Origin of the sequence: Burkholderia sp. S171, assembly GCF_009766085.1 — a bacterium.
In the GTDB taxonomy this organism is placed as follows: domain Bacteria; phylum Pseudomonadota; class Gammaproteobacteria; order Burkholderiales; family Burkholderiaceae; genus Caballeronia.
This window is the reverse complement of record NZ_LMUF01000052.1, coordinates 62,078-86,993: the sequence shown is the minus strand read 5'-3', so window position 1 is coordinate 86,993 and position 24,916 is coordinate 62,078. Positions and strand designations below refer to the sequence as shown.

The window sequence follows — 24,916 nt, the reverse complement described above, 5'->3', positions numbered from 1 at the left end:
AACCGCCGCTAAAAACAACGCGGAGTCCACCGTGATTCACATCAATCAGATTAGCAAGCAGTACGGCGCGTTCAAGGTGCTCGACGATTGCACGACCCACGTTGCCCGGGGCGAAGTCGTCGTGGTATGCGGGCCTTCGGGTTCGGGCAAGAGCACCTTGATCAAATGCGTGAACGGGCTCGAACCATTTCAATCCGGTGAGATCGTGGTGGACGGCGTATCGGTCGGCGCACCTTCCACGCGTCTTTCGGCGTTACGCGCTCGAGTTGGCATGGTGTTCCAGCACTTCGAACTGTTTCCCCATATGAGCGTGCTTGACAACGTGACGCTCGCGCAAGTGAAGGTGATCGGCCGGCGGCGCGATGAAGCAGAGGCCAAGGCGTTGGCGTTGCTCGATCGAGTCGGTCTGCGCGAGCAGGCGGGCAAGTTCCCGGCGAAGTTGTCAGGCGGGCAGCAGCAGCGCGTGGCGATAGTGCGGGCGCTATCCATGGAGCCGGCCGCCATGCTGTTCGACGAACCGACGTCGGCACTCGACCCCGAGATGGTCAACGAAGTACTCGACGTGATGGTCGATCTCGCGCGTGAGGGCATGACCATGATGGTCGTCACGCACGAGATGGGTTTCGCCCGGAAGGTGGCGGACCGCATCGTTTTCATGGAGCGTGGCGCGATCCTGGAAGACGCGAGCGCCGAGCAGTTTTTTGCAGGCGCCAAATCAGAACGCGCGCAGCAGTTTTTATCGCGCATCCTTACGCATTGAACTTATCCCAGACACCATTCATGGAACACACTCGCATTCGTCCGTTCAACACGAAAATAACCTATCCGGAACAATCACTCGATAACGACCTCGCGCAAGCGGTCGTTGCGGGCAACATGATCTTCCTCCGAGGCCAGATTGGCCAGGATATTGATACGTACGAATCAGTCGGTATCGGCGACGCCGCGGCTCAGGCCGAGAAGGCCATGGCCAACGTAAAGATGCTGCTGGAAGAAGCGGGCAGCAAGCTGGAAGACATCTGCAAGGTGACAATCTATCTGACTGATGTGCGTTACCGCGAGGCTGTGTATCGCGTCGTAGGGCGCTGGTTGAAGGGCGTGCACGCCGTGTCGACCGGGCTCACCGTGACGGCACTGGCCCGGCCGGAGTGGTTGGTAGAAATCGATGTGATCGCGGTGAAGTCTTAACGCAACCTTGTTATTGCGGCGACGCCAACGCGACCGCACCGAAACCGTAGCGCGGCAAGATGGCTTGCGCTTGCGGACTCATCAGGTACAGGGCGAATCGATAAGCGGCATCGTGCGTCAGCTTGTTCTGCGGGCCGTCGAGCACGGTCATGCCATAGTCGGCGGAGATCGCCAGATTCGGCGGCAATTCGACTTGAGTAACGCTTGCATCAGGCGTCGTTTCATGCGAACTGCAGTAGCCGATGAACACATCCACCCGGCGCGTTTCCATGAAGTACTTGACCGGGTTTTTCCCGGCGGGCACGTCCGGCGTCACGCGGCCACCGACCAGTTGTTGCGCCTTGTCCTCTAGGATTTTGGTGGCGCCCGGATGCACTGTGTCCGCCTTGGCAAACAACATCCACGCATAGTCGCCGCCTGGATCGGCCTTGGGGGTAGACGTGCCGATCTTCACGGCAGGGTCGAGCAACTTGTCCAGCAGGTTGGCGCTTGTCAAGCCAACGTCCGGGCGCGCGGCAACACACACACGGTTCCTCGCGAACACAACGGTCGGCGCTGCCTTGCCCTCCGCCGTCAGTCGTTGCGGATGCGCCATGTTCGCGGAGATGAAGATGTCGGCTCGGGCGTTGCCTTCAATTTTCTCAAGCAGCAGACCAGCCGGCCCGGTGACGATATTGATCTTCTGTCCTGAGTCCGCCGTGTACTGTTTTGCAATAGACGATAACGCACCGCCCATGCTGCCGGCAGCGTATACGGTGACCGGTTCCTGAGCGGACGCCTGATTCGCAAAGCCAGCCAATAAAACGGCGGCGGAAATGGCGCCTAGCGCGCCACGAACGGGAGGATGAGTGAGTGTCATAGATTGATCTGCAGTGAGACGCGAATGGTCCGCGGCGCGCCAATCGTGCCGGTCCCGTTGTCTGTGCTGTTAAAACCATTTTGGCCGCTCGGCGTGATGTTGGCCCAGTAGCTTTTGTCCGTTATGTTGTCGACGGCTAAACGCCACACCACATGTTTGCCTGCAATCTTCGTTTGATAGCGGACACCGAGGTCTGCGATCGTATAGCCATCGACAAAGTCCGTGTTCGAGAAGTTGCCCGGCCGGCGGCTTGCGTGGTTGATATTCAGATTGAACGCCAGGCCCGGAACTATCGGGACGTTATAGTCGAACAAGGCATTGAAGACGACTCGCGACAACCCGAGGATCTGTTTGTCACTCGTAGCGGCCGAGCCGGTATCGAAGAGGCGGGGGTCGAGCAGCGACACGCCCGCGAACACGTTCAGGTCTCTCGTCAGAGCGCCGTTGGCGGTGAGCTCTAGGCCGCGGTTGACCTGCTCGCCTTGTTCAGCGAAGACGTTATCTGTTCCTACATACGCATACGGCCGCTTTATTCTGTACAGCGCAGCGCCAAGATTAATGCTGCTAAGGTCCACCTTGTAGCCGAGTTCCCATTCCTTGCTTCTATACGGCGCAAGACTATTGCCCGCATTTGCGGAGCCGGCCGGTGCGCTATCGCCCTGTTGCAGACTATCCGCATAAGTCAGGTAAGCGGTCATGTTCGACCAGGGCTTGAACAACAGGCTTGCAGTTGGACTTATGCCGTTAGCGTCGTATTGGCTCGTTGTCGTTCCCTGCTTGTTGTAGTTATGCACCGTGATCCAGCTCTGGCTTGCCGCTAGCAGCGTTGACCAATGCTCATTGAAACCGATCGTGTCTCCCAGCGTGATCGATTGCTGGACTGTATTGACCGACCGGTAGCGGTTCGAGAAATCCGGCAGTGGTGGCTTGGCGAATCCGAGCGGATCGTCAATGCTCGCACTTCCCAGCGTGATTGCGCCGGTCTGGAACGGGGTGTAGCGGTTCCAGAAAAAGCCGGTGTTCGACACCACCAGATCGTGCGACATGCCCGCCAGCCATGTGCGCCCGTTGAGCGCGAGCGTGTTGCTGACGATCGTATCGAGACTGTACGTGGTGGTGGCCGTGGTCGTTGTATAAGCGCCGGACTTGTTGGTGATCGTGTTGGTTGGTACCGTCGACGCCCGGTCATTCGTCTCGCGCAGCACGCCTGCTGTCAAATGCCAGTCCTGGTTGAAGTCATGCTTTAGCGTGGCGCTGAACATGTTGGTGACGTTGTCGTCACCCGCCCATGACTGACCGTACCCGGTCTTGGTCGGGTCGGGCGCGCTCGGGAACGGGACATTCTTGGCCAAAGCAAATGTCCCAGGAAAACCAGTATCCAGGTAGTGATAGGTGCTCGCATTCGTCTCGAGTGTCGTATCCGGCGTGAAGCGGACATCGAAGGCGAGACTGCCTAATTCGCGCCGCAAGCGACTGCCTTCCGCATATCCCTCACCGTTCTGGTTAAGCAGATTAAGCCGATAACCAAAGCGATCGTCATTACCAAAATGGCCGCCAAGATCCATATGCTCGGTCAAGGACTCGCGCGAGGCATAACCGAACGTGAACTCGCGCAGGGGTTCCGCAGTCGGGCGCTTAAGCACGTAGTTGAACGTACCTGCCGGGTTGGCGGGACCATAGAGCGCACCCGCCAGACCATTCAAGACTTCAATGCGGTCGAACTGTTCGATCGGATAGTCGGTCGTCGCTGCGACGTTGAGACCGTCCACGCGGGTGTTTTGCACCACGCCCGCTTGTAGTCCGCGCGTTTGGGGGCGAATATTTTCGCCCTGAACCGATGGAATGAAGCGAAACGCTTCCCGCACACTTTGAAGTTGCTGGTTCTCGGCGAGTGACGAGGGGACGACGCTAATGGAGTAAGGCGTATCCAGAAGATCCTTGTAGCCAAGCGGTCCAACCCTTATGCGGTCAACCTGGTAAGCCGGATAAGCCACCGGCTCAAGGCCACTGACGACAACGGGGGTAAGCTGGACTTCCTCTTCTTGCGCGTACGTGGCAAACGAAGCGCTCATTCCTGCTGATGCAAGCGTAAGCGCCCCAAACACAGTAATAGGGCGAGGCATAGTTGTTGTAGTGATGTAATTGCGGGTAACGATTTTCGATATGTTCGGCAATATATAACGAAACAATCAGGCGCGTATTGGCTAGTTGCGGATTCGGCTCGAATACCCGGTATGCCTAGCCGGATATTCGAGCCACCGATGAAGCGCTTAGCGCTTAGCGTTTCCGTGCTGGCGCGGCGCGAAATACCAACATCAAGCCTGCCAGTATCAACACCATTCCGGCCACGCCAAAAGGCGCCAGGCGATTGCCGAGCACGAGATAATCCATGACCGCAGTGACCACGGGCACAAGATAAAAGAGGCTCGTGACGTTGACCAGATTTCCGGCCTGCATCAGCCGGTAGAAGAGCAACTGCGCGACAACTGATATCACGATGCCTAGCCACAGCAACGGTATAAGAAAATCCACGCTGGGTACAAACATGATGGGCTCGAACGGTACGAACAACAGGGCGAGCAGGAGGCCGACAACGTTCTGCAGTGGCAGGACATCGGTCGGTTGCTGATTCAGGCGTTTTTGCAGGATGGCGCCTATCGTCATGCACGCTAGCGCGGCCGAGCCAAGAAGTACTCCCGCTAGCGGGAAGCGCTCGGCGTCGCCGGCTGCGAATACAACGAGTGATAAACCGCCCAACGCAAGCAACAGGCCGCCCAAGCGTGCGGCGGTCAAGCGACGCTCCACCAGCACAAGCGTGAGGATGGGTTGTGCGCCCAGCAACGTTGCAAGAATGCCGGGTGTCAATCCGCGATCCAGCGCAAGCAGATAGCAAATAGGATAACCACCGGTCAGCAGCGCCCCGGTGATCGCCACTTGCAGACGCGTTCCGGGCGGCGGTAACCAGCGGCCGCGCCATAGACCCAGCATTGCCAGAACGCTTGATGCGAGAACAAAACGCAGGACGAGGAAAGCGAAGGCCGGGGCGTGATCGAGTCCAAGTTTCGAAACGATTGCACCACTGCTCCACAGCAGGACAAAGAGTGCCGTCGAGCCGTACGCGGCGACGGCGGTTTTTACAAAAGCCATGAGTATTCACCTGTCGAGGGAATAAAGGCCTTAGGCGAGCGCGGTCAGGCCGGAAGCCTAAGACTCGAAGGGCGGGAGATCAGCCAGGAACGCCCGTGCGCGGCGGCGCTACTGCGCCAGCCGAGACGGTGTTCGGAGGAGAAGCGACAGGTGGAGATACAGAGAAACCGCAACCCTTAGAACCGTTAAATCGCGCATGACCAGCCTTCGAGTCGGGCTCGATAGCGACAAGGCAAATGTGCGCAAGGTTCGTCATGGAAAGCGGATTGATTAGAGTCGCGTGCTATGGAAGCAAGATTACCGCTTAGTCGGCAGTTGCGCAACGCTTAGGCGGGCTAGATAGAGTCGTTCATTATCTTGCTTAGCCGGTCCAAGGCGATCCGGCGGAAAAACACGCTTGGCCTTTAGCCTGCAGCGCACGACACGCCTGCCGGATCGCCTCGTCTTTCAACACTCCACGGCCAGCTTTCGTTTCATCAGTGCGTGATATTTGACTACATCTTCCAATGCGACGTCATACGCGCTTAGCTTTAGTCTGCATCAAACATGATTTGCTAAGACGTCCGGTCCGAGCGCCGGTTGAATTTCTGCTCGATCACATGGGTGCCCCACTGCGAACCTTCCGCTTCCTCGGTCGATTGGAAACCTGACGATTCGTAGAGATGCCGTGCCGCATCAAGACTCTTAAAGGTCCAGAGATACGTCTCATCGAATTCCCGGTCGACAAACTCCAGTGCCTTTGAGAGCAGGCGGCGTCCGACACCTGAGCCGCGCAACGACTCGTCGACGATAAACCAGCGCAAATGAGCAAGCCGGGCATTGGCGTGGTCTGCGTCTATGGCGATTGAAGCAAGCGACCTGCCGTTTTCTACATAGAGCCAAAGCGCCTTGCCCGGAGACGGCAAGGCCATGGCGAACTCCGCCAACTCAGTGGCGACTTTCTTTTCGAAGAAGACGCCGAAGCTCGCAACCTGAGAATAAAAGCGAGCATGCAGGCTTGCTATGTCTCCAATACATCCTGGTTGATAGCCCTCCATGATTTTTTCATCAATCGATGCACCCGCTCGCGGTGTCTTCTTGACGTTGTCCTGCGCCAAAGCATCCGTGTAAAGTGCCAGCGAGCGAACCAGTGTTTGCTGATCGGCAGGCACCAGCCGCCGCAGCGCATTGGAGACTTGATCGGTCGCAAAGCGGTCGATCTTTTGCCGCAATTTCTTGCCGGTTGCCGTGAGGAAGAGCCGTGAGGACCGACCGTCGTCGCTAGCGGTTTCCCGCGTTACCAGTCCCAATGATTCGAGCTTTGCCAACTGCCGGCTGGTGTTCGACTTATCGAGCCGCAGCGTGTCGGCCAGGTCGCGCGCCTGAAGCCCGGGCGCGAGGCCAATTTCAATCACGGCGTGAACGGCTGACGGCGCGAGGTCGCTGTCGGCCAGCGTATTGCGCATGAAACCCAGCTCGCGAACCAGCTTTCGCGAAAAGTCGCGAAGCTCGAGGATGGTGTGATCCCGCGATTTCTCAGACAACTCGACGTAGTCCATGGCTGCTCCAATAAGTTGCGCCTCGCAACCAATATACTTGCGAGGCGCAACTTATTCAAGTCAGACAGAACTTTGCTGAAGCAACTACGCTTCCCCCAGCGGCTCTGCAGCAATGGGCGGCGTAACCGATCTCTCTGACGCCGCTTTCACGCGGCCGACCCAAATTGCCGCGAATGACACGAGCGCTGCGGCCAGCAAGCCGTTGACGCCATAACCCCGGATAGCCCCATGCGCATCGAACGACAGGAACAGTCCACCGAGCCAGGCACCGCAACCGGCACCAAGCGCTTGCAGCGCGCTGTTCGTGCTGAGAAAAGCGCCGCGGTTGGACGGTTCGGGAACGGTCGTCAGTAACGCTTGCATCGGCACCACGCGGCCGGACACGATCACCATGAACACCGGGAACAGCAGTACCATCGCGATAAACGGCAGGTTTGGCAGGTGCGTGATAAACAGCACCGGCGCGAGAGACAGCACCACCAGCAGGCGGAACATCCGGCGGCTGCCGTAACGATCAGAGAGCTTGCCGACAAGCCGCGCTGTGAAGAACGTCGCGGCGCCGCCCGCCATGTAGAGCCATGACAACTGTGCCGGGGCAACGCCATGGTTAGCCACGAGCATGGGCGAGATGAACGGGATCACCAGCATCTGCGAGACCATCACGATGAACGTAAGCGCGAACGCGGTGGCGTTACGCGGGTTCGACACCAGCCGCCACAGCGTAGGCAGCACGCTGCCTAACGGAGGTTGCTTGCGGCTTAGATGTTCGGTAAGCGAAGGCACGATCTGCATTCCGGCCAGCCAGATCAGGACCGACAAACCCACCAGCAAGATGAACGGCGTGAACCAGCCGAAGTGCGCACCCAGCAAAACACCGGCCGGGACGCCCGCCACTGCGGCGAGCGAAAAGGCCGTCATGATCGTGCCGGTCGCGGCGCCGCGGCGAGCGGCGGGAATCACGTCGCTAACGATCGCCATGATGACCGATCCCAGCACGCCGCCGGTGATGCCCGCAAAAGCGCGTGCGATCAGCAGCATCGGAAAACTGGTGGCGCAGGCGCATGCAAGGTTCGACAGCGCGAACAGCGCATAGACCGCTAACATGAGGCGGCGTCGATCGAAGCGATCAATGTAAGTGGCGGCAAGCAGCCCCGAGAGACCGGAACACCACGAATAAGCTGAAACAGCGGTGGCGAACGCGGCCGGTGAAATTTGAAAGCTCTGCATGATTTGCGGGCCGAGCGGCATCATCACCATGAAGTCCATGATGATGGTGAATTGCGTGAGTGCAAGCAGCCAGAGAAGGCGCCGCTCGCGACTCGCGTCGAGACTATACATATAGCCATCCTTATTAAATTTTTTTGAGCGGCTAAAGCAGAGAAATCACCAATCAGTCATCGATGTTTTCGTGAACCGCTTCGGCGCCGCGTTTCCAGTAGCTTGCTGCGCGAATCCGGGTCTTGTCGACACCTCGCTCCGTGCACAAGTGCTGGCGCACAGCACGCATGATCGTGGCTTCGCCCGCGGCCCAAACGTAGCCTTCACCGGTCGGCAGATACATCTCGCGCAAGGCCAGCAACAGGGCCCCGCCGGGGAAGTCCGATTCGTTGCGGTAGCGCCATTCGGCATACAGGTCGCTTTGCGTCGTAAAGTCGATGCGCGCCGACGGATCTTCCACTTCAATCAGCGCAGCCACGCGGGTTCCCGGCGGCAGCTCTTCCAGTCTACGTGCAATGGCAGGGAGCGCGGTTTCGTCGCCAATCAGCAGATGCCAGTCGAAACCCGTGGGAATCGTAAAGGAACCGCGCGGGCCGCCAATTCCCAGATACTGCCCTACCTTCGCTTGCGCCGCCCATGTCGCCGCGGGTCCTGCTTCATGCAGCGCGAACTCGATATCGAGCTCGCATGTTTCGCGATCGTATCGACGCGGGGTGAAGTCACGTGCGATTGGCCGCGGCTGGTCGTCGGGGAACACCGGGCCATTCGGGCCGGCCGAGGGCATGACCGGCTTGTCGGCTCCGGGCGGCGGAAAGAAGACCTTGATATGGTCGTCGAAGGACGCGGATTCAAAGTCGCGGAGATCGTCACCGCTTAACGTGATGCGCACGAGGTGGGGCGTAAGCGGTTGAACGCGCTTGACTTGAGCCAGGCGGAATTTGAGTTGATGGCGGACGCGGCCGACCGCCAGATCAGGTCTGCTGTTTTGCATTGTGTGTACTCTTAAGTATTGGTTCAAGCCGGATCGCCGGCGGTTTTCCCTTCGATCTCGGCAGTCGCACGCGCCAGGATGGCGGCAATGCGGCGCTGCTCACTAGCGGGTGCGTCGGTTCGCATTAGCAACGCGTGCTTGAGGGCGCGGCGTGCCTGGATGAATTCCGGCAGCCATGCGTTGCTGTCGCCGTTAGCGTCGCCGTTTTCATCGCCTGCTTCGCCTGCAAACGCGCGGCGCACTGAATCCATCTTGCGGGCGAAATGGCTTAGCTTGGCCAGCATCAGGTCAACGCGCTCGCGGTTGGTCGTCAGGTAATTGCGGCCGGGTTCGGCTAACGCATAACGCTTGCGATTGCCTTCCACTTCAACCGTTGCATAGCCCAGTTCTTCCAGGTAAGTCAGTGCCGGATAGACCATGCCCGGACTCGGGCTGTAAAAACCGTTCGAGCGAACTTCCAGGGCTTTGATTAGCTCGTAACCATGGCGCGGTGCTTCAGCCAGCAGCGCGAGCAGGAGCAACTGGAGGTCGTCGGAGGTGAATTTGCGGCCGCGCGGCATGCCGTCGTCACCGCGGCCGCCGAATCCTCCTGGGCCGCCTGGGAAGCGGCCGTCGTCGTCATGGCGGTGGTGGTGGCGACCGATTGCATGCCACAGGGCATGCATGGAGAAACGGTCTGAAGATTCAAATCCAGCTTGGGGGCGAGCGAACTCGCGATTTCGGTGATGTCGCATCGTAGAACTCCGTGATTATCGTAAAACAGATCTTAAGATATATATCTTAAGATACGTTGTCAATATTTTTCGGAGAGATGCGCAGGGGCGTGGAGCGCGGATACGGCGCCGTGTCCTAGCGGGTATCCCGAGGCTCGCATGCGTCGCCACCGGCCTCGATCGGCTGCGCTGGAACCTGCAATGCTTAAGTATCCCGCGCTCATAACCATATCGGAATTGAATCATTCTCAAGGGGGCGCGGCATCGCTACTCTGGGCGCTGATTTCGCCCGTGAGGATTGATGCAGATGGATGGTTCCAATATTTTCGCTGGACGGCGGCGCGCATTGCGCCTGCTTGGTGCCGCGCCGGCTGTCGTTGCGCTAGGTGGTTTCGGGTCGGAGGCGAGGGCAGCGGACGTTGCCCTGAGTTCCGTCACGCTTGTGCTGGGCGATCAGGCGGGCGGCACACGCGCGCTGGCCGAGGCGGCCAAGGTGCTCGACGGCACGCCCTATGCCTTCAAGTGGGCTAATTTTCAGGGTGCTGCGCCGCTCTTTGAAGCGCAGCGCGCGGGTGCTGTCGACTTGGCGCCCGCCGGAGATTTGCCTGTGCTGGCGGCGGCTGTTGGCGATCCGACACTCAAGATTGTTGCGACACGCGTTGGCTCGGGCTCGCAGTTGGGCATCCTCGTTCCAGCGAATTCGAAGCTGCGCAGCGTGGCGGAGCTCAAGGGACGCACGGTGTTCGTTTCGTCGGCACGTGGCAGCATTTCGCAGTTCCAGCTTTATGGCGCGCTGGCAGAAGCCGGCCTTTCACGCGAGGACGTTTCAGTGCGGTTCGTATTGCCGGTCGATGCGTTCACCGCGTTTGAATCGGGAAGTATCGATGTATGGGCGACCTTCGATCCGTACTTCGGGACCGCAGTTCAACGGGGTGCGCGGGTGTTGCGGGATGGTACGGGGATCAATAGCGGTCTGGGATTTGTAACGGCGTCCGGCACCGCGGCGGCGGATCCACTGAAGCGCCTCGCTATAGCAGATGTGCTGCAGCGTTTGCAGCGCGCGGGTGATTGGGCGCTCGCCAATCCCGATGCGTACGCGCGTGTCTACGCGTCGCTCACTCGCCTTCCTTTCGATGCCGCCAGGACCATTACTGCGCGATCTGCGTTGAAGCAACGCTTTGTCGCCGAGAACGATATTGTCGCGTTACAGCGGGTTGCGGATATCGCTTTCCGCGATGCGATCCTGCCAAGAAGGATCGATGTGCGCGCTATCTCCGATACGCAGATCGCCAAGGCTTGAACGTGGTTGAGTGCTTAAGGCGATGCGTGGTGCAGCGCCTTAAGCACTCAGCGCCCGGTTCCGTTTCAAATCAATCAAGCAGATCGGGTTCGGCCTCCACCAGGCCTTCATACAAACTCTCGAACGAAAACAGCGCGCCTCCGGGGCGGCCGACCCGCTCGTGCGTGAGCGCTGCCACGTCGTGCGGAATGCGCTGAGGCGTACCGGCGGCTTCGGCGAGCAGTTGCGTATGGCACGCGTTATCCAGCGCGAGATACCACCATGCAGCCGCTTCTACCGTCGGACCCGCGGTCAGGATGCCGTGATTCTTCAGGATCACCGCTTTGCTCGAACCCAGCGACTCGGCAATGCGCGCGCCTTCCTTGGTGTCGAGCACCACGCCCTGGAAATCATCGAATAGTTCGTGATCCTCATAGAATGAGCAAGAATCCTGAGTGAGCGGATCAAGCTTGCGTCCCAGGGTCGACCACGCTTTTCCGTATAGAGAATGCGTATGCGCAGCCGCGACAATGTCCGGACGCGCCTCGTGAATCGCCGCGTGAATCGCAAACGCGGCTTGATTGACCGGACCCTTGCCGACCACGATCTCGCCGGCGCTGTTCACCAGCAGCAGGTCGGAAACCCGCATGCGTGCGAAATGACGCCCAAGCGGATTGACCCAGAAATGATCGGGCCATTCAGGATCGCGCGCAGTGATATGGCCGGCCAGGCCTTGATCGAAACCGTATCGGGCGAACAGGCGAAACGCGCCCGCTAGCCGCTCCAGGCGATGCCGGCGTTCGGCTGCGGGCGTTGCCGGAGCCGGGACTTCATCGAACCAGAATTTGCGGACGGGGGTGCCGTGCAGGGTGAGGACGGGCGGGTCGGTGAGGGTGCTCATTGTTTGGATGTCCTTTGGCGGTCAAGCGGCGTTCTGACTCGTCCGGATGAGCTCTGGCCGCTAGCGGCCAAGGCGGGTCCCGGCAAGTGTCCCTGGTGCGAACTGGCTGAATTCAATCTGAAGGTTCAATCGGTCGGCGCCAGTGAACAGTCTCAAAGGCTAGCACCCGGGCCCGCAAAGGTTAAATATCAAATGCAGATAACCATATCGATCGTATCCGGGTGGCACTCGCAAGCGATGCGCATTATTTCTAAGAGCTTACCGAATCGAAGGTAAATGTCCCTAGCGCCTTGCGCACCTCATCCAGCGTTTGCTGCGTGATAGCCTTGGCGCGCTCGGTGCCCTCCCTAAGCACACTAAAGACGTATCCCGGGTCTTGGGCGAATCGTTCCCGCCGTTCCCGTATGGGCGCAATCAGTGCCTGAAGCTTATCCTCCAGCCTGTGCTTGAGCGCCATGTCGCCAAGGCCTCCTGCGCGATACGCTGCTTTCAGACGCTCCACCTCGGCGCGGTCGTCGTCGAATACGTCCAGGTACGTAAAGACCATGTTGCCTTCTACGGTCCCCGGATCAGCTGCGCGCAGATGGTTCGGATCGGTGTACATGCGTTTCACCGCTTCGCGTATAGCGTCGGGCGAGGAAGAGAGCGCTATCGAGTTGTTCTGCGATTTGCTCATCTTGGCTTTGCCGTCGACACCGGGAAGGCGGCCCATTGTCGGAATCAATGCCTCGGCTTCCGGCAGAACATCGACGCCTGCTTGCCGGTTGATGCGGCGAACGATTTCATTTGTCTGTTCGATCAGAGGCGCCTGGTCCTCTCCTACCGGAACAACATGAGCCTTGAACCCGGTGATATCGGCGGCCTGCGCCACGGGATAGCATAAAAAGCCCGCCGGAATGTCGCGGCCAAAGCCGCGTGCCTGAATCTCTTCCTTGATCGTCGGGTTACGTTCGAGACGCGCAACCGTGACAAAGTTCAGGTAGAGGAGGGTCAATTCGGCAAGCGCCGGCAGAGCAGACTGGACGGCGATGGTGCTCTTGTCCGGATCGATACCGACAGCCAGATAGTCCAGCGCCACTTCCAGTACATTGCGACGCACTTTGTCCGGATCATGAGCGTTGTCGGTCATGGCTTGGGTATCGGCCACGAGGAGGTATTGCGTGTGTGTTTCCTGAAGCGCCAACCGGGTTTTCAGCGAGCCGACATAATGGCCCAGATGCAGCGGCCCGGTCGGGCGGTCACCGGTCAGTACGGTGAGGCGAGGTGCGGATGACGGGGTGTCGTGAATATCGTGCATGAACGGATTCTCTTGGAGGACCATCGCAGCACGAGCGAACCGGGAGATACAACCATGTCGGCCGGACTGCGGCGGTCATGGTCATTGAAAAACACGTGACAGTGCCGCTCCTTCAGGAGCGACACCAGGTATGAGCAGTAGCCGGGTTGATTGCAGACATGGCGTAAGAATGCCATAGAGCAGGGCTTGCTGCCAATGCCCGGCGCTTGAGTAAGCTACTCTGCGACCGCGCAGTTCGTCGCGTCTGCGCTTGTTTTGCCACTGCGATTGCTTTTCGATGCGCATGCCGCGCGGTGAGCCCGTCATCACTGCGTCAATGCCGAGGGCGGTGGCTGCTGCATAGGCGTCAGCCGAGTCGACTCCGAACGCGACGTTCTTCACGTCTCCGCTGGCGCGGCGCATTATAGAGAGACGTTGACACGGGTAGCATGAAAAACATGCTCGATATTTCACTTTCTGGACGACACCCACCATGCCCGAACAAACTGACACCGCGGCACCCTGCCCCTCCTCGGTCGTTACGCTGCGAAGCAAATACAACTTCGAGGCGACCGTTACCCGGATCAAGGCAGCGCTGGCCGAGCGCGGCGTGACACTCTTCGCCGATATCGACCAGAGCGACGCCGCTGCGAAGAGTGGCATAAGCTTAAGACCCACACGGCTCCTTCTGTTCGGCAATCCAAAAGCAGGTACGCCAGTCATGGAAGCCAATCCGCACGCAGCGCTTGAGCTACCGCTGAAGGCGGTTGTGTGGGAAGACCCCGCGAGCGGCGTATGGGTGGACTATCAGGACGTGACAAAGACGCTTGAACTAGACTATAAAGTCGTCCCGAACCTGATCGCTCCGCTGAAGCCAATGCCGATGTTGCTAAGCGCGGCCCTGGCTTAGCCACATGCAATGACGCGCGAACAAGCATTCGAAAAATGGATGTCGCCTACTTTCGCGGAGACAGGATTTTGTATGGCGCGGTACCATCGTAGCCCGAAATCCTAAACTCTCAAACTCTCAAGACTCGACCCATGACGATGTCACTCGCCCTCGACCCCCACTTCTGCGACCTGCTGACGGACAGCCATCGCCGGATAGTGGGTACGCCGTTGCTCGATGCGGAAGTCTTGCAGGACGATGCCGCGCGATGGTTATACGAAGACGCGCCATTTTGTGTTGTCGCGCACAACACGGACGCCGACCCGCGGTTTGTCTACGCAAACCGGGCAGCGCAGCGATGTTTCGAATACTCGTGGGACGAAATGACGGCGCTGCGTTCCCGGTTGTCGGCGGAACATCCTAACCGCGAGGAGCGTGACGGTTTGCTGGAATCGGTGCGAACCAAAGGATATGCAAGCGGATACCGTGGGCTTCGCATAGCCAAGTCGGGAAGACGCTTCTGGATCGAGAACGTGACGGTCTGGAACCTGGTCAATCGCGAGGGGACCTATTGCGGTCAGGCCGCGACTTATCGCCAGTGGAAGGACGTTTAATCGGCACCGCCATTAGCCCTGTATTTTCCGCTTGGCCGATCTTTGACCGTTAGCGCGCACATGAGATTCAAACCATGCGATCCCTTTGCCGATAACCGCAATGACGGCCGATCGTCTCCCGGGCACGCTGACAAGCCCGTTGACCGCTGAAAATCCGACCGCTTCGATTTCCACGAACGTGTCGTAGGGGAGCACATGGCATCCCCCTTCCTCGATGTCGACTGCGATGGGAGACGTCACATTCAAAAGCCAGTCCAAAGCAGGATCACGGTAGGTCAATCGAAGCGCGCCATCGATGGCGACAACCTGCGTTCCGGCGCGCTGATGTTGGGCATGAAATTTCCCCGGGTAGAAACATTGCCTGATTGCTTGCATGAGGGCACCTTTTTCGGTTGTCTGGATTGATGTCAAACCCTCTACCAAGAGGGCTTAAGTACAGCTCAAGCTTAGTGACGTGCCTCGCTTGGCGACAGATTCAGCGCGGTACAATCTGCTGCGCAACAGATTCGCAATGGCCCATCTGTTTCCGTCCAATCTCCCGGCGTCTGTATCTGGCGCGAACGACGGATTACCCGCAGCATCTGCACAATGACCATGTCCCTTGAAACACCGCCGCGCGACCTGCCCATGGCGGGCGAGCCGCTGTACGAGCGGCTCGCCGAGCACTACCGCCGCGTGATCGCCTCAGGGACGCTCGTCCCGGGCGATCGCATGCCGTCGGTCCGGGTGTTGATGCAGCGGCACCAGGTCAGCCTCTCGACGGCGCTGCAGGTCTTCCGGCGACTCGAGGACGCAGGCTGGCTGCAAGCCAAACCACGCTCCGGATACTTCGTTCGCCGGCGGACGGCGCCGGCCTTACCGAGTGTCGATGAACCGGACAACCCATCTGTTCCCATGGAGGCGCAGTTCGTCGGTCTGCACGAATCCATTTCGAAAGTGATCGCGCAAGCCCAACGGTTTCCCGAAGCGCTAAACCTGGCTGGAGCAACGGCCGCGGCGTCGCTGTACCCGACTGCACGGCTGCAAGCGCTGACAATAAAAATCCTGCGACACCAGCCGACGCTGCTGACAGAAGCCGGAGGAGAAACAGCTGGTGCCGTGCTTCGGCAAGCGATTGCAAAACGGGCTCTTTCGGCGGGGATGACGCTTTCGCCCGATGAAGTGATTGCCACGACCGGCGGGGTGGAAGCGGTGAACCTGGCGCTGCGTGCAGTCACTCAGGCAGGCGATACGGTAGCGATAGAATCCCCGGCGTTTTTCGGCTTGTTGCAGATTATCGAGAGCCTGGGTTTGCGCGCGCTCGAGATTTCCACCAGCCCGACAACCGGGATGTCACTCGAAGCACTGGAAATGGCACTGCTTGCCTACGGGAACATCAAGGCCGTGGTTGTCGTGCCGCATCTGCAGAATCCGCTGGGTAGCGTGATGCCCAACGAACGAAAGGCTGAACTCGTCCGGCTTTGCGCGCGGCATAAGGTTGCGGTGATCGAGGATGAGCCGTATAGGGAGTTGCTTGATGACGCTGGGCAGAACAAGCCTGTAAAGGCATGGGATCGCGACGGCGGCGTGATTCATTGCGCGTCGTTGAATAAGGTCCTGGCACCGGGATTGAGGCTAGGGTGGATGTCGTCGGGACGATGGCACGCGCGCGTCAAGATGCTCAAGTATGCACAGAGCCGGAACAACGAAAGCCTGTCTCAGCTCGTTGCCGCGGAATTCATCGGGTCAGGCGCGTACGACCGGCATCTGTTTCAGTTGCGCGAGCGTTTGCGGACGCAGCGGGACGCTACTGCCAATGCTATCGCGCGTTATTTCCCTTCCGGTACGCGGCTTAGCGTGCCGGTTGGCGGCGTAGTACTTTGGGTAGAGCTGCCGGCCGGTACGGATTCGGGCCGGCTTTTCGAAGAGGCGCTGACGCAGGGCATTCGCATTGCGCCCGGGACCATATTTTCCAATTCACAGCGCTTCGCTTCGTTCATTCGTTTGAGCTGTCCCCAACCATTCGATCAAACCGTCGACGACGCATTGCAGCGGCTTGGACGGCTCGCCAGCGAAATTGGTTAGCGGCAACAACGCTTGATAAAAATAGCGGCTGCCTCGTTACGCTCGATATCGCCAAGGTCTTTCTTCAAACTTTCATATTTCCAACCGCCAGCTTATGCGCCGTGCGTTGCGTGTTTTACCGGAGAGTTCGAAGAGGCAGACAACAGCCAGTTGCTTATTTCTGCTCTGGCTAGCGAATACTGTTGACTTGTCATTTAGCGGCTGCCTAAAATTCGGCCATCGTCATCAATCGGGCTAATGCCTTGGACACTTGTAGTCGTCGACCCTTGGATTGTTTAGCTGCCTGACCGGCAGGACTCCGTGCTTGAATTCCTAGCCGCCGTCTTGCCAGCAGGCAAATGGTGCGCGTCGCAGTACTTTTCCGTGCATTCCTATTAGTGCTAATCGGCCGCAGCAGTTCTCTGCGCCTGAACGGTGGCTTGCCGCGAGCTCATAGTCGCGGCCGCTTTTGCTCGTAGCTGTCTTCTGATGAAGAACCGGTGCGGCATGCATCAACACGTGCATACCGGGCGTGTATCAATTGCGTCCTCAGCATTAAAAGGAGCCGTTATGACGGACAGTGACAGTTATCCCTTAAGCCCTATGACTATCACCTTGCTTAAGGAAAGCGAGTAGACCTGCTTCGACGCGCGCCCGCGCGCTCGATCTCTGTGCTGCTGGCATTTTTCTTTAGCGAACAAGCCATCCGCCTGGAGAATCACCCTGTACTTTGGACTGCTTGTTTCGTCACGTCCGCTTGTTCAGCAATCGCGCCACCCGCACGGTGCCACCTCGCCCGACTTCAGCCGCACGCGTAGCGTGGGTGCTCGCGCGCGCTATGGCAAATCCAATGAAATAGCGGTTGTTATACCGCCATACGCCTGTGCGATTAAAAGCGAACGCGTCACTTAGCATGCTTGTTATTGACGGGCCGATCGTGAGCACCGGTGTGTGATCTCCACAGCATGATTTACGTGTGGAATCCTGCCGCCAGCATTTGTTCAACAGAGCAGTTTGCCTGCTGTCATCGGACTGTCACACGCAGACAATACGGTGAGCCGCGCCGGCAGTGCGCTGGCGCGGCCATTGAGAGTGCTTGATCGGTCATCCTCAAGCAATGCATGCGAACACTACAATTCAAAGAACCGTTTTATGATCTATGAGTACATTCTTCCCCTGCTAGCTGCTTTGTCTTGCGGTATCGCCATCGGTCTGGAAAGACAGATGCGGCAGCGAACGGCTGGGCTGCGCACCATCACGCTGGTGACCAGCGGCGCCTGCCTGTTTGTGATCCTTGGCACCCTGACGGGAAACGGAACGTCAACCGTGGCTCAAATGGCGGCGTATGTGGTGTCCGGCGTGGGGTTCCTGGGTGGCGGCGTCATCATGCGCGATCAGGGGGCAATCCAGGGGATCAACACGGCAGCCACGTTGTGGTGCTCCGCAGCCGTCGGCGTTCTTTGCGGAGCGTCACACTATGGACCCGCCATCGCGGGAACCTTGGTGATCCTCTTCACCAATACCGTGCTGCGTGAGATCGGGCGCGCAATCAATACCGCGCCGGTGGCTTCCGCCGACCTCGTGCGCAAATACGTGCTGACGGTCGTCTGCCGCGCGGAAGACGAAGTGAATATCCGGGCATTGATCACCAACTCGATGGTGTCCGCGCCGCTGTCGTTCCAGGGACTGAGCAGCACGGATCTCGACGACGATTCGCAGCGAGTCGAAGTGATCGCAACGCTCGAAACACATCCGAAATATCAATCAAAGGTTGAAGCCGTCGCGAGCCGGCTCAGCATGGACAAGGGCGTATCGAGCGTTAGCTGGGCCGCGCTCGATACCGTGCCCGTGCCTGACTGACGTTGGGAAACGGCCCATCTGCGTGACGCGTGCGCATGCGCGTGGGGCATGGCATGGGTTTTGAAAGGATGCATCGGTACTATGCGGGACAGCGATGCCTGCGCGCACTCATGCTTACATGGCATGCCGGTTCGACCTGCTACGGGCGGGATGAGCGGATGGTCGCATCACCAGGCGTCGCTTCACCTATTAAGGTCGCAGATGAGTACTTATGTGTTGTTGGCTTGCGGGTTCGGGATTGGATTCGCGATTGCCATCTGGGGAATTTTCGACGCACGGAAGCACTCCCGGCGCGAATCGCAAGAGCACGATGACCACGCCCATTGAGCGGGCGATAAATCCAGACCGTGACCACTGCTTGCTACCGCCGCGCAGGCGTTCACCCGGACGTTTGCGCGGAGGCAAGCCCTTGCCAACCGCCGCCAAGCGCCTTCAATAACAACACGCTTGCATCAAGCCTGCGTGCATCGATCTGGTCGGCAGTGCGCTGGTTGGTCAACGCGATGGTCTGTGCTGTCACCACGTCGAGATAACTCACTGCGCCCGCCTGGAACCGGTTGGTCGTCAGTTTCAATGCAAGCCCGACCGCCGATGTCGCGCGTTGCTGGCTTGCCGCTTCGCTCTGAAGCGACTGGAGTGCCGACAAGTTGTCCTCGACCTGTTGAAACGCCACGAGCACGGTCTGCCGGTAATCGGCGACCGAGGCGTCGTATTGTGCGTCGGCGCTCTTCAGAGAGGCATCGCGCCGGCCGCCGTCGAACAATGTGCCCACCAGTTGCGGACCAATGGACCAGAAGAGGCTGGGGGCCGTCAACCACGGTGCAAAAAAAGTGCTTTCAAGTCCGGCGCTCGCCGACAGCGCGAGATCGGGAAAGAACGCGGCATGCGCTTCGCCGATCTGCGCATTGGCCGCGAATACGCGTCGTTCGGCGGCAGCGATATCGGGACGGCGCTCCAGAAGTTGTGAAGGCAAGTTGGGAGGAATAGATGGCATAACGAATGATTGCGGATTGGCTGCAATGGAAAACGTCGATGCCGGTTCGCCGATCAACGTAGCAATCGCATGCTGAAGCTGCGCGCGCTGGACGTCGATATCCGTGTCTTGGGTCCGCGTACTTTCCAGTTGCGTCGAGGCCAGCGCAACCGCCGAGGCGTCGATCGCGCCATTTTTCAGTTGCTGGTTCAGGATGCGCAGTGCGTCGGCATAGGCGTTCACGGTGTCGTCGAGGAGTTTTTTTTGGGTATCGAGTGAACGCAGGTCGAAGTAATCTACCGCCAGGTCGCTGGTCATCGAGAGGCGCACCGCTGCAAGATCGCCCTCGCTTGCAGCCGCATTCGCTTGTGCGTTGACGGTCGCGTCTTTCACGCGGCCAAACAGATCGGGCTCCCACGAAGCGCTCAAGCCGGTGGAAGAGTCGGGTATGGTCTTGCCCGCGAGCGAATGGCCCTGCACGTTCTGCGATGTACGGAACCGGCTCTCGGAAGCGCCAGCAGTCACGGTCGGGAAGAAGCCGGCACGCTGATAGTCGACTAATGCGCGTGCCTGCTGCAATTGGGCGACTGCTTTCTTCACCGTCTGGTTAGACACATCGATACGGCTTTCGAGCGCGTTCAACTGCGGGTCGCCGAAGACCGTCCACCACGGGCCGCGCGGCTGGGTATCGGCGGGCATGGCGAGCGCCCAACCTGCGGCGCCGGCATAGTGCGCGGGAACGGAAACGTCCGGCTTCTGGTAGGCCGGCAAGGTGGAGCAAGCGCTGAGTGCGATGCCCAGGCAGAGGACTAACGTCGTGCGGGCGAGGGCGAAGGGTGACCTGTAGGGTGACGTATGCATGAGCACGATCCTCAGGAGGCCGATGAAACGATCTGCACCGGCTCGCCCGGGCTGATGGCGTCGCCCGGATTGTCGATGACGCGATCGGTGGCCGTGAGCCCGGTCGTGACTTCTACGTGGGTGCCGAAATCCCGTCCGACGGTCACGGTCTTGAGGGCGGTTTTACCCGCACTGTCGACAACCGCAATGGTCACGCCATTGGGTCTGAACAGGAGCGCGCTCACGGGCAAGTCGAGTGCGGGGCTGGCGTTCTGCAGCGCCAGATGTACCTGTGCATAGGCCCCGGGCATCAGCGCTCCGTCGCGGTTGTCGACATCCACTTCCACGTGCAGCGTGCGGCTGACCGGATCGATCGCACCGGCATTGCGCGCGACGTTCGCGGCGAAACGCCTGCCTGCGTATTGCTGCACACTCAGATAAACCTCGGTGCCTGGCGTGACGTAAGGCGCATCGTTTTGCGGCACATCGACGAACACTCGCAACGTATCCGTCTGCTCCACATGAAAGAGTTCACCGGGCATGGCGGACAGACCCGGCGAACCGCCCGCCGTGACCAGCGCGCCTACGTCCACGTTGCGCGCTGTCACCACGCCGTCGAAGGGCGCGCTTACCTTTTCGTACGACACAAGCTCGGACAGGCGTTGCACATTGGCTTGGGCGGACTGCAGCATGGCCCGTTTCGCCTGCATGTCGCTGACCTTGGTGTCGGTGTCCTGTTGCGAGACCGACTGTGTCTTCAGCATGTCCTGCCAGCGTTGCGCGCTGACATTGGCATAGTTGAAATTGGCTTGTGCCGTTGCTTCGTCGGCGCGAGCCTGGCGAAGCTGTGCATCGAGCTCCGGTGTCTGGATGAGGGCCAGCGTTTGCCCTGTCTTCACCCTGGCGCCAATGTCGGCGTACCAGTGCTCGAGATAGCCGCTTGTGCGGGCGTAGATCGATGCATCGGCGTAGGGCATCACCGAGCCGGGCAGCAGGAGCTCCTGGACGGCGGGGGCACTGCGCGGCTTGATGACCGAAACACTGAGCGCGTGTTGCGCAGCGGCTTGCGAGGTCAGCGCGGTGCTGGCGTGCAGTCTCGGAACAATGCCGATCACGAGCAACGCGGCAGCAATAGCGCCGAATGCCAGAGGCATCATGAAGCGTCGCCGGGTGGCAGACTCAGCAGCAGGCTTGGCTGGCGTCTCACCGGCCGACGCCCGTGGTTTGTGCATGTCGTTGTGATGGTTCATGGTCTATGCTCGTTTAAAGGCAGTCACTGAACGGCCGGGGTGGCTTGCGCCGCCGCTTTCTTCAAGCGACGCTTTTCGATCCACGCGTGGACCATGCCGAATACGACCGGGACAAAAAGAAGCGTGGAGACCGTGCCGATCGCCAGGCCGCCGATCACGGCACGCCCAAGCGGTGCATTCTGTTCACCGCCGTCACCCAGGCCGAGCGCCATCGGCAACATGCCGATCAGCATCGCGAGCGCGGTCATCAGCACAGGCCGGAAGCGGTTGAAGCCGGCTTCAAGGGCAGCGGTCAGCGGCGCGGCGCCGCCTTGCAACATCTCTCGCGCCGTGTTGATAACAAGAATGCTGTTAGCCGTTGCAATGCCGATGCACAGGATGGTGCCCGTGAGCGCGGGAACGCTGAGCGTGGTGTGGGTGGCGAAGAGCATCCACGCGATACCCGCCAGCGACGCAGGCAAGCCGCTGATGATGATCAGCGGGTCGATCCACGACTGGAAGTTCACGACCATCAGCAGGTAGACGAGTGCGATGGCGAATACGAGTCCCAGCCCAAGGCCGCTAAACGATTCGTTCATCGACTGCACCTGGCCGCGGATGACGATCGACGAGCCGGCGGGTAACCGCGCCTGCGCTTGGTCCACGAGCCGGGTCACGCCCGAGGCCACCCCGCCGAGATCGCGTCCTTGTGCTGAAGCGAAGATATCGAGCACGGGCTGCACGTTGTAGTGCGAGACCACGGCTTGCTGCGTGCCACGTGACATCGTGCCTAATGAACCCAACAGGCTTTGCGGCGACGAAGAGGTCGCGTCCTTCGTCAGCGGTACGTTCGCCAGCGTCTGCAGCGAATGAATGTCATATTGCGGCACTTCGGTCATCAACGGATAACTCACGCCGTTCTTCGGATCGAGCCAGAAGTTCGGTGTGGTCTGCGAGCTGCCCGACAGTGCGATCAACAGGTTCTGCGCGACATCGCGTTGCGTAAGGCCGGCTTGCATCGCCTTGGTCCGGTCTACGTTGACGTTGATCGCAGGTTCGTCGCCGGGTTGCTGAATACGGGCATCGACCAGACCACGCACCGTTCTCAGCTTCGCCAGCAAGTTGTTCGCTACTACGCGGTTCTGATCGAGCTTGTTGCCGACGATCTGAATGTCGATCGGCGCAGGGAGGCCGAAGTTAAGGATCTGGCTGACGATATCCGCCGGGAGGAACGCGAACGTGGTGCCGGGGAACGACGCGGTCAGTACGTTGCGCAATTTCGCGACGTAGTCGGCCGTCGGTGCGTGCCCTTTCTTCAACGTGATCATGATGTCCGCGTCTCCCGATCCGACCGGCGCCGACGAGTCATAGGTCAGGTTGATACCGCTCACCGGTACACCGATGTTGTCGAGCAACGCGGCCTCGTCCGACTTCGGAATGACTGTGCGAATCTTCGCTTCAACTTCGTCCGCGAGACGCGCGGTTTGCTCAATCCGGGTGCCGGTGGGGGCACGCATGTGCAGGCGGATCTCGCCGGTATCGACAGCGGGAAAAAAGTCGCGACCCATGAAGGGCACGAGCGCGAATGACCCTACGCAGAGCAGCATGAACACCAGCAGAAATCGGCGGCGATTTTCAATGGCGCGGCTGAGTGTCGCCTTATAGCCGTGCCGAAATTTTTCGAAGCGATGTTCGAACCCGGCCTGGAATCGCTTCAGGAAAGCGAACGGACCGCGTGCCGGCTTACCGTCTTTCGACGGCATCTTCATGAGATACATCGCGAGGGTTGGAATCAGCGTGCGCGAGAAAAAGTAGGACGCGCACATTGCGAACACAACCGCTTCAGCCAGCGGCACAAACAGATAACGGGCTACCCCTGAGAGCAGGAACATCGGCACGAACACAATGCAGATAGCGAGCGTTGAAACGAAGGTCGGGACCGCGATTTCGCCCGATCCGTTGAGAATGGCGTCGTGTAGAAGCGCCCCTCGTTCCAGATGGTGCGTGATATTTTCGATAGCAACGGTTGCATCGTCGACCAGGATCCCGACCGCCAGCGCCAGTCCTCCGAGTGTCATGATGTTGATGGTTTGGCCGAGCGCGGACAGCGCGATCAGCGAGGTCAGTACCGAAAGCGGAATGGTGACGGCAATGATCAGCGTTGCGCGCCAACTGCCGAGAAACAGCAGGATCATCAACGCGGTCAGGCATGCCGCGATTACCGCCTCCCGCACGACGCCGGTCACGGCCGACTTGACGAATACCGACTGATCGGAAAGTGCCGTGATGTGCAGCGACTGCGGCAGTCCCGCCGCGATCTTTGGCAACATGGACTTGATCTGCCCGATGATCGTCAGCGTCGAGGTGCTGCCGGTCTTTTCCACCGTAAGCAGTGCAGCACGCTTGCCGTCGCTGCGCACGATATTGGTCTGCGGCGCATACCCGTCACGCACCTGCGCGACGTCCCGTACATACACCACGCCGCCTTTGACGGTTTTGATCGGCAGGTTGTTGAGCGCCGCGACGCTGTCCGTGCTGCCGTTCATCTGCACGTTGTATTCAAGTGCGCCGATCTTGGCCGTGCCACCCGGCAGGATCAAATTTTGCGCATTGACGGCATTGACCACGTCGCTGGGCGACAAGCCTTTGGCCTGCAGCGCACGCGGATCGATATCGATCATGATCTGGCGGATCTTGCCGCCGAAGGGCAACGGGACGGCGGCACCCTGTACCGTGGCAAGCTGTGTGCGAATAAAGCTGTTGCCAAGGTCGTAGAGCGTTTGCTCAGGCAGCGTATTGCTTGACAACCCCAGTTGCAGGATAGGGACCGTCGACGCGTTGTACGTAATGATGTTTGGCGGCAACGTGCCCGGCGGCAGCACGCGCAGGATGGATTCGGAATTCGAGCCGGCTTCGGCGATGGCGCGGTTGATGTCGGCGCCGGGATGAAAAAATATCTTGATGACCGAGACGCCATTGAGCGACTGCGATTCAATATGTTCGATATCTTCAACATCCGAAGTCAGCGCGCGTTCATAGTTCGACGTGATCCGGTGCGCCATGTCTTCCGCGGAGAATCCGTTATACGACCAGACAATGCTTACCACCGGGATATTAATATTCGGGAAAATATCCGTAGGTGTACGCATGATGGCGATCGGTCCGATCAGGAAGAGCAGGATCGCGAGCACGATGAAGGTGTAAGGCCTGCGCAGGGCCAGTCTGACAATCCACATTGGACATTCCCGGAAGATAAGCTGCGCTGTGAGAGCGGAGACTTCGTAACGTGAGGCCAGTGTGACCAACCGGTCTTTACCCGGTGCTGACCGCAAGGTTACAAAGTTGTTATCTTCGAATA

The 24,916-nt window shown here is 59.4% G+C and carries 21 protein-coding genes; 7 read left to right on the top strand and 14 right to left on the bottom strand.

Translation table 11 applies throughout. The features are described from left to right. The first annotated feature begins 31 nt into the window (after positions 1-31). Both GSQ93_RS29330 and GSQ93_RS29325 read left to right on the top strand, forming a co-directional pair. The gene (locus GSQ93_RS29330) at positions 32-760 is read left to right on the top strand and encodes an amino acid ABC transporter ATP-binding protein (protein WP_158939189.1); all 729 of its coding nucleotides are present in this window, start codon (positions 32-34) and stop codon (positions 758-760) included. Between the two features lie 20 nt (positions 761-780). Beyond that, complete coding sequence (locus GSQ93_RS29325; RefSeq protein WP_158939188.1) at positions 781-1,188, top strand: RidA family protein; 408 nt, start codon at positions 781-783, stop codon at positions 1,186-1,188. Between the two features lie 10 nt (positions 1,189-1,198). Here GSQ93_RS29325 and modA read toward each other — a convergent pair whose 3' ends face one another. From modA to GSQ93_RS29290, 7 genes are all read right to left on the bottom strand, one after another. Further along, complete coding sequence (gene modA, locus GSQ93_RS29320; RefSeq protein ID WP_158939186.1) at positions 1,199-2,047, bottom strand: molybdate ABC transporter substrate-binding protein; 849 nt, start codon at positions 2,045-2,047, stop codon at positions 1,199-1,201. Beyond that, positions 2,044-4,119 carry a TonB-dependent siderophore receptor gene (locus tag GSQ93_RS29315; RefSeq protein WP_216857697.1) on the bottom strand — a complete coding sequence of 692 codons (2,076 nt, stop codon included), beginning with the start codon at positions 4,117-4,119 and terminating at the stop codon, positions 2,044-2,046. The genes modA and GSQ93_RS29315 overlap by 4 nt, the downstream gene beginning before the upstream one ends. A gap of 205 nt (positions 4,120-4,324) precedes the next feature. After that, on the bottom strand, positions 4,325-5,194 hold the full coding sequence (locus GSQ93_RS29310; RefSeq protein WP_158939182.1) for a DMT family transporter: 870 nt from the start codon (positions 5,192-5,194) through the stop codon (positions 4,325-4,327). A 554-nt stretch (positions 5,195-5,748) separates the two neighbouring features. Continuing rightward, on the bottom strand, positions 5,749-6,732 hold the full coding sequence (locus GSQ93_RS29305) for a helix-turn-helix domain-containing GNAT family N-acetyltransferase (RefSeq protein ID WP_158939180.1): 984 nt from the start codon (positions 6,730-6,732) through the stop codon (positions 5,749-5,751). 84 nt (positions 6,733-6,816) lie between these two features. Further along, the gene (locus GSQ93_RS29300) at positions 6,817-8,070 is read right to left on the bottom strand and encodes an MFS transporter (RefSeq protein ID WP_158939178.1); all 1,254 of its coding nucleotides are present in this window, start codon (positions 8,068-8,070) and stop codon (positions 6,817-6,819) included. Positions 8,071-8,122: 52 nt separating this feature from the next. Beyond that, entirely contained in the window at positions 8,123-8,941 is an 819-nt protein-coding gene (locus tag GSQ93_RS29295) for a siderophore-interacting protein (protein WP_158939176.1), read from the bottom strand. Between the two features lie 23 nt (positions 8,942-8,964). Beyond that, positions 8,965-9,675: a PadR family transcriptional regulator gene (locus GSQ93_RS29290; RefSeq protein WP_158939175.1), complete on the bottom strand. Its 711-nt coding sequence runs from the start codon at positions 9,673-9,675 to the stop codon at positions 8,965-8,967. Between the two features lie 286 nt (positions 9,676-9,961). Between GSQ93_RS29290 and GSQ93_RS29285 the strand changes: the two genes are divergently transcribed. Next, the gene (locus tag GSQ93_RS29285; protein ID WP_158939173.1) at positions 9,962-10,954 is read left to right on the top strand and encodes an ABC transporter substrate-binding protein; all 993 of its coding nucleotides are present in this window, start codon (positions 9,962-9,964) and stop codon (positions 10,952-10,954) included. Positions 10,955-11,024: 70 nt separating this feature from the next. On the opposite strand, the gene GSQ93_RS29280 is transcribed toward GSQ93_RS29285, so the two are convergent. From GSQ93_RS29280 to GSQ93_RS37840, 3 genes are all read right to left on the bottom strand, one after another. Further along, positions 11,025-11,834 carry a class II aldolase/adducin family protein gene (locus tag GSQ93_RS29280; RefSeq protein WP_158939171.1) on the bottom strand — a complete coding sequence of 270 codons (810 nt, stop codon included), beginning with the start codon at positions 11,832-11,834 and terminating at the stop codon, positions 11,025-11,027. A gap of 250 nt (positions 11,835-12,084) precedes the next feature. Then, positions 12,085-13,131, bottom strand: coding sequence for a tryptophan--tRNA ligase (trpS, locus tag GSQ93_RS29275; protein WP_158939169.1), 1,047 nt, complete (start codon positions 13,129-13,131; stop codon positions 12,085-12,087). 81 nt (positions 13,132-13,212) lie between these two features. Next, on the bottom strand, positions 13,213-13,512 hold the full coding sequence (locus GSQ93_RS37840; RefSeq protein WP_216857696.1) for a hypothetical protein: 300 nt from the start codon (positions 13,510-13,512) through the stop codon (positions 13,213-13,215). A 91-nt stretch (positions 13,513-13,603) separates the two neighbouring features. Here GSQ93_RS37840 and GSQ93_RS29270 point away from each other — a divergent pair, with 91 nt between their 5' ends. Next, positions 13,604-14,020, top strand: a complete 417-nt coding sequence (locus GSQ93_RS29270) for a DUF302 domain-containing protein (RefSeq protein ID WP_158939167.1) — start codon at positions 13,604-13,606, stop codon at positions 14,018-14,020. A 131-nt stretch (positions 14,021-14,151) separates the two neighbouring features. Further along, positions 14,152-14,613, top strand: coding sequence for an MEKHLA domain-containing protein (locus GSQ93_RS29265; RefSeq protein ID WP_158939166.1), 462 nt, complete (start codon positions 14,152-14,154; stop codon positions 14,611-14,613). A gap of 12 nt (positions 14,614-14,625) precedes the next feature. Here GSQ93_RS29265 and GSQ93_RS29260 read toward each other — a convergent pair whose 3' ends face one another. Next, a complete protein-coding gene (locus GSQ93_RS29260) occupies positions 14,626-14,988 on the bottom strand; it encodes a hypothetical protein (protein ID WP_158939164.1) in 363 nt (120 codons plus the stop codon). Positions 14,989-15,201: 213 nt separating this feature from the next. On the opposite strand from GSQ93_RS29260, the gene GSQ93_RS29255 reads away from it, so the two are divergent. After that, entirely contained in the window at positions 15,202-16,677 is a 1,476-nt protein-coding gene (locus GSQ93_RS29255; protein ID WP_158939162.1) for a PLP-dependent aminotransferase family protein, read from the top strand. 1,131 nt (positions 16,678-17,808) lie between these two features. After that, positions 17,809-18,516 (top strand): MgtC/SapB family protein, encoded by a 708-nt coding sequence (locus tag GSQ93_RS29250; protein WP_158939160.1) that lies wholly within the window; start codon positions 17,809-17,811, stop codon positions 18,514-18,516. 379 nt (positions 18,517-18,895) lie between these two features. Here the strand turns inward: GSQ93_RS29250 and GSQ93_RS29245 are convergent, their stop codons facing one another. The 3 genes from GSQ93_RS29245 to GSQ93_RS29235 are packed head-to-tail and all read right to left on the bottom strand — an operon-like array spanning position 18,896 to position 24,794. Then, positions 18,896-20,350, bottom strand: coding sequence for an efflux transporter outer membrane subunit (locus GSQ93_RS29245; RefSeq protein WP_158939158.1), 1,455 nt, complete (start codon positions 20,348-20,350; stop codon positions 18,896-18,898). Between the two features lie 11 nt (positions 20,351-20,361). Beyond that, a complete protein-coding gene (locus GSQ93_RS29240; protein WP_254074157.1) occupies positions 20,362-21,561 on the bottom strand; it encodes an efflux RND transporter periplasmic adaptor subunit in 1,200 nt (399 codons plus the stop codon). Positions 21,562-21,602: 41 nt separating this feature from the next. Beyond that, the gene (locus GSQ93_RS29235; RefSeq protein ID WP_158939154.1) at positions 21,603-24,794 is read right to left on the bottom strand and encodes an efflux RND transporter permease subunit; all 3,192 of its coding nucleotides are present in this window, start codon (positions 24,792-24,794) and stop codon (positions 21,603-21,605) included. Between the last annotated feature and the right edge of the window lie 122 nt (positions 24,795-24,916).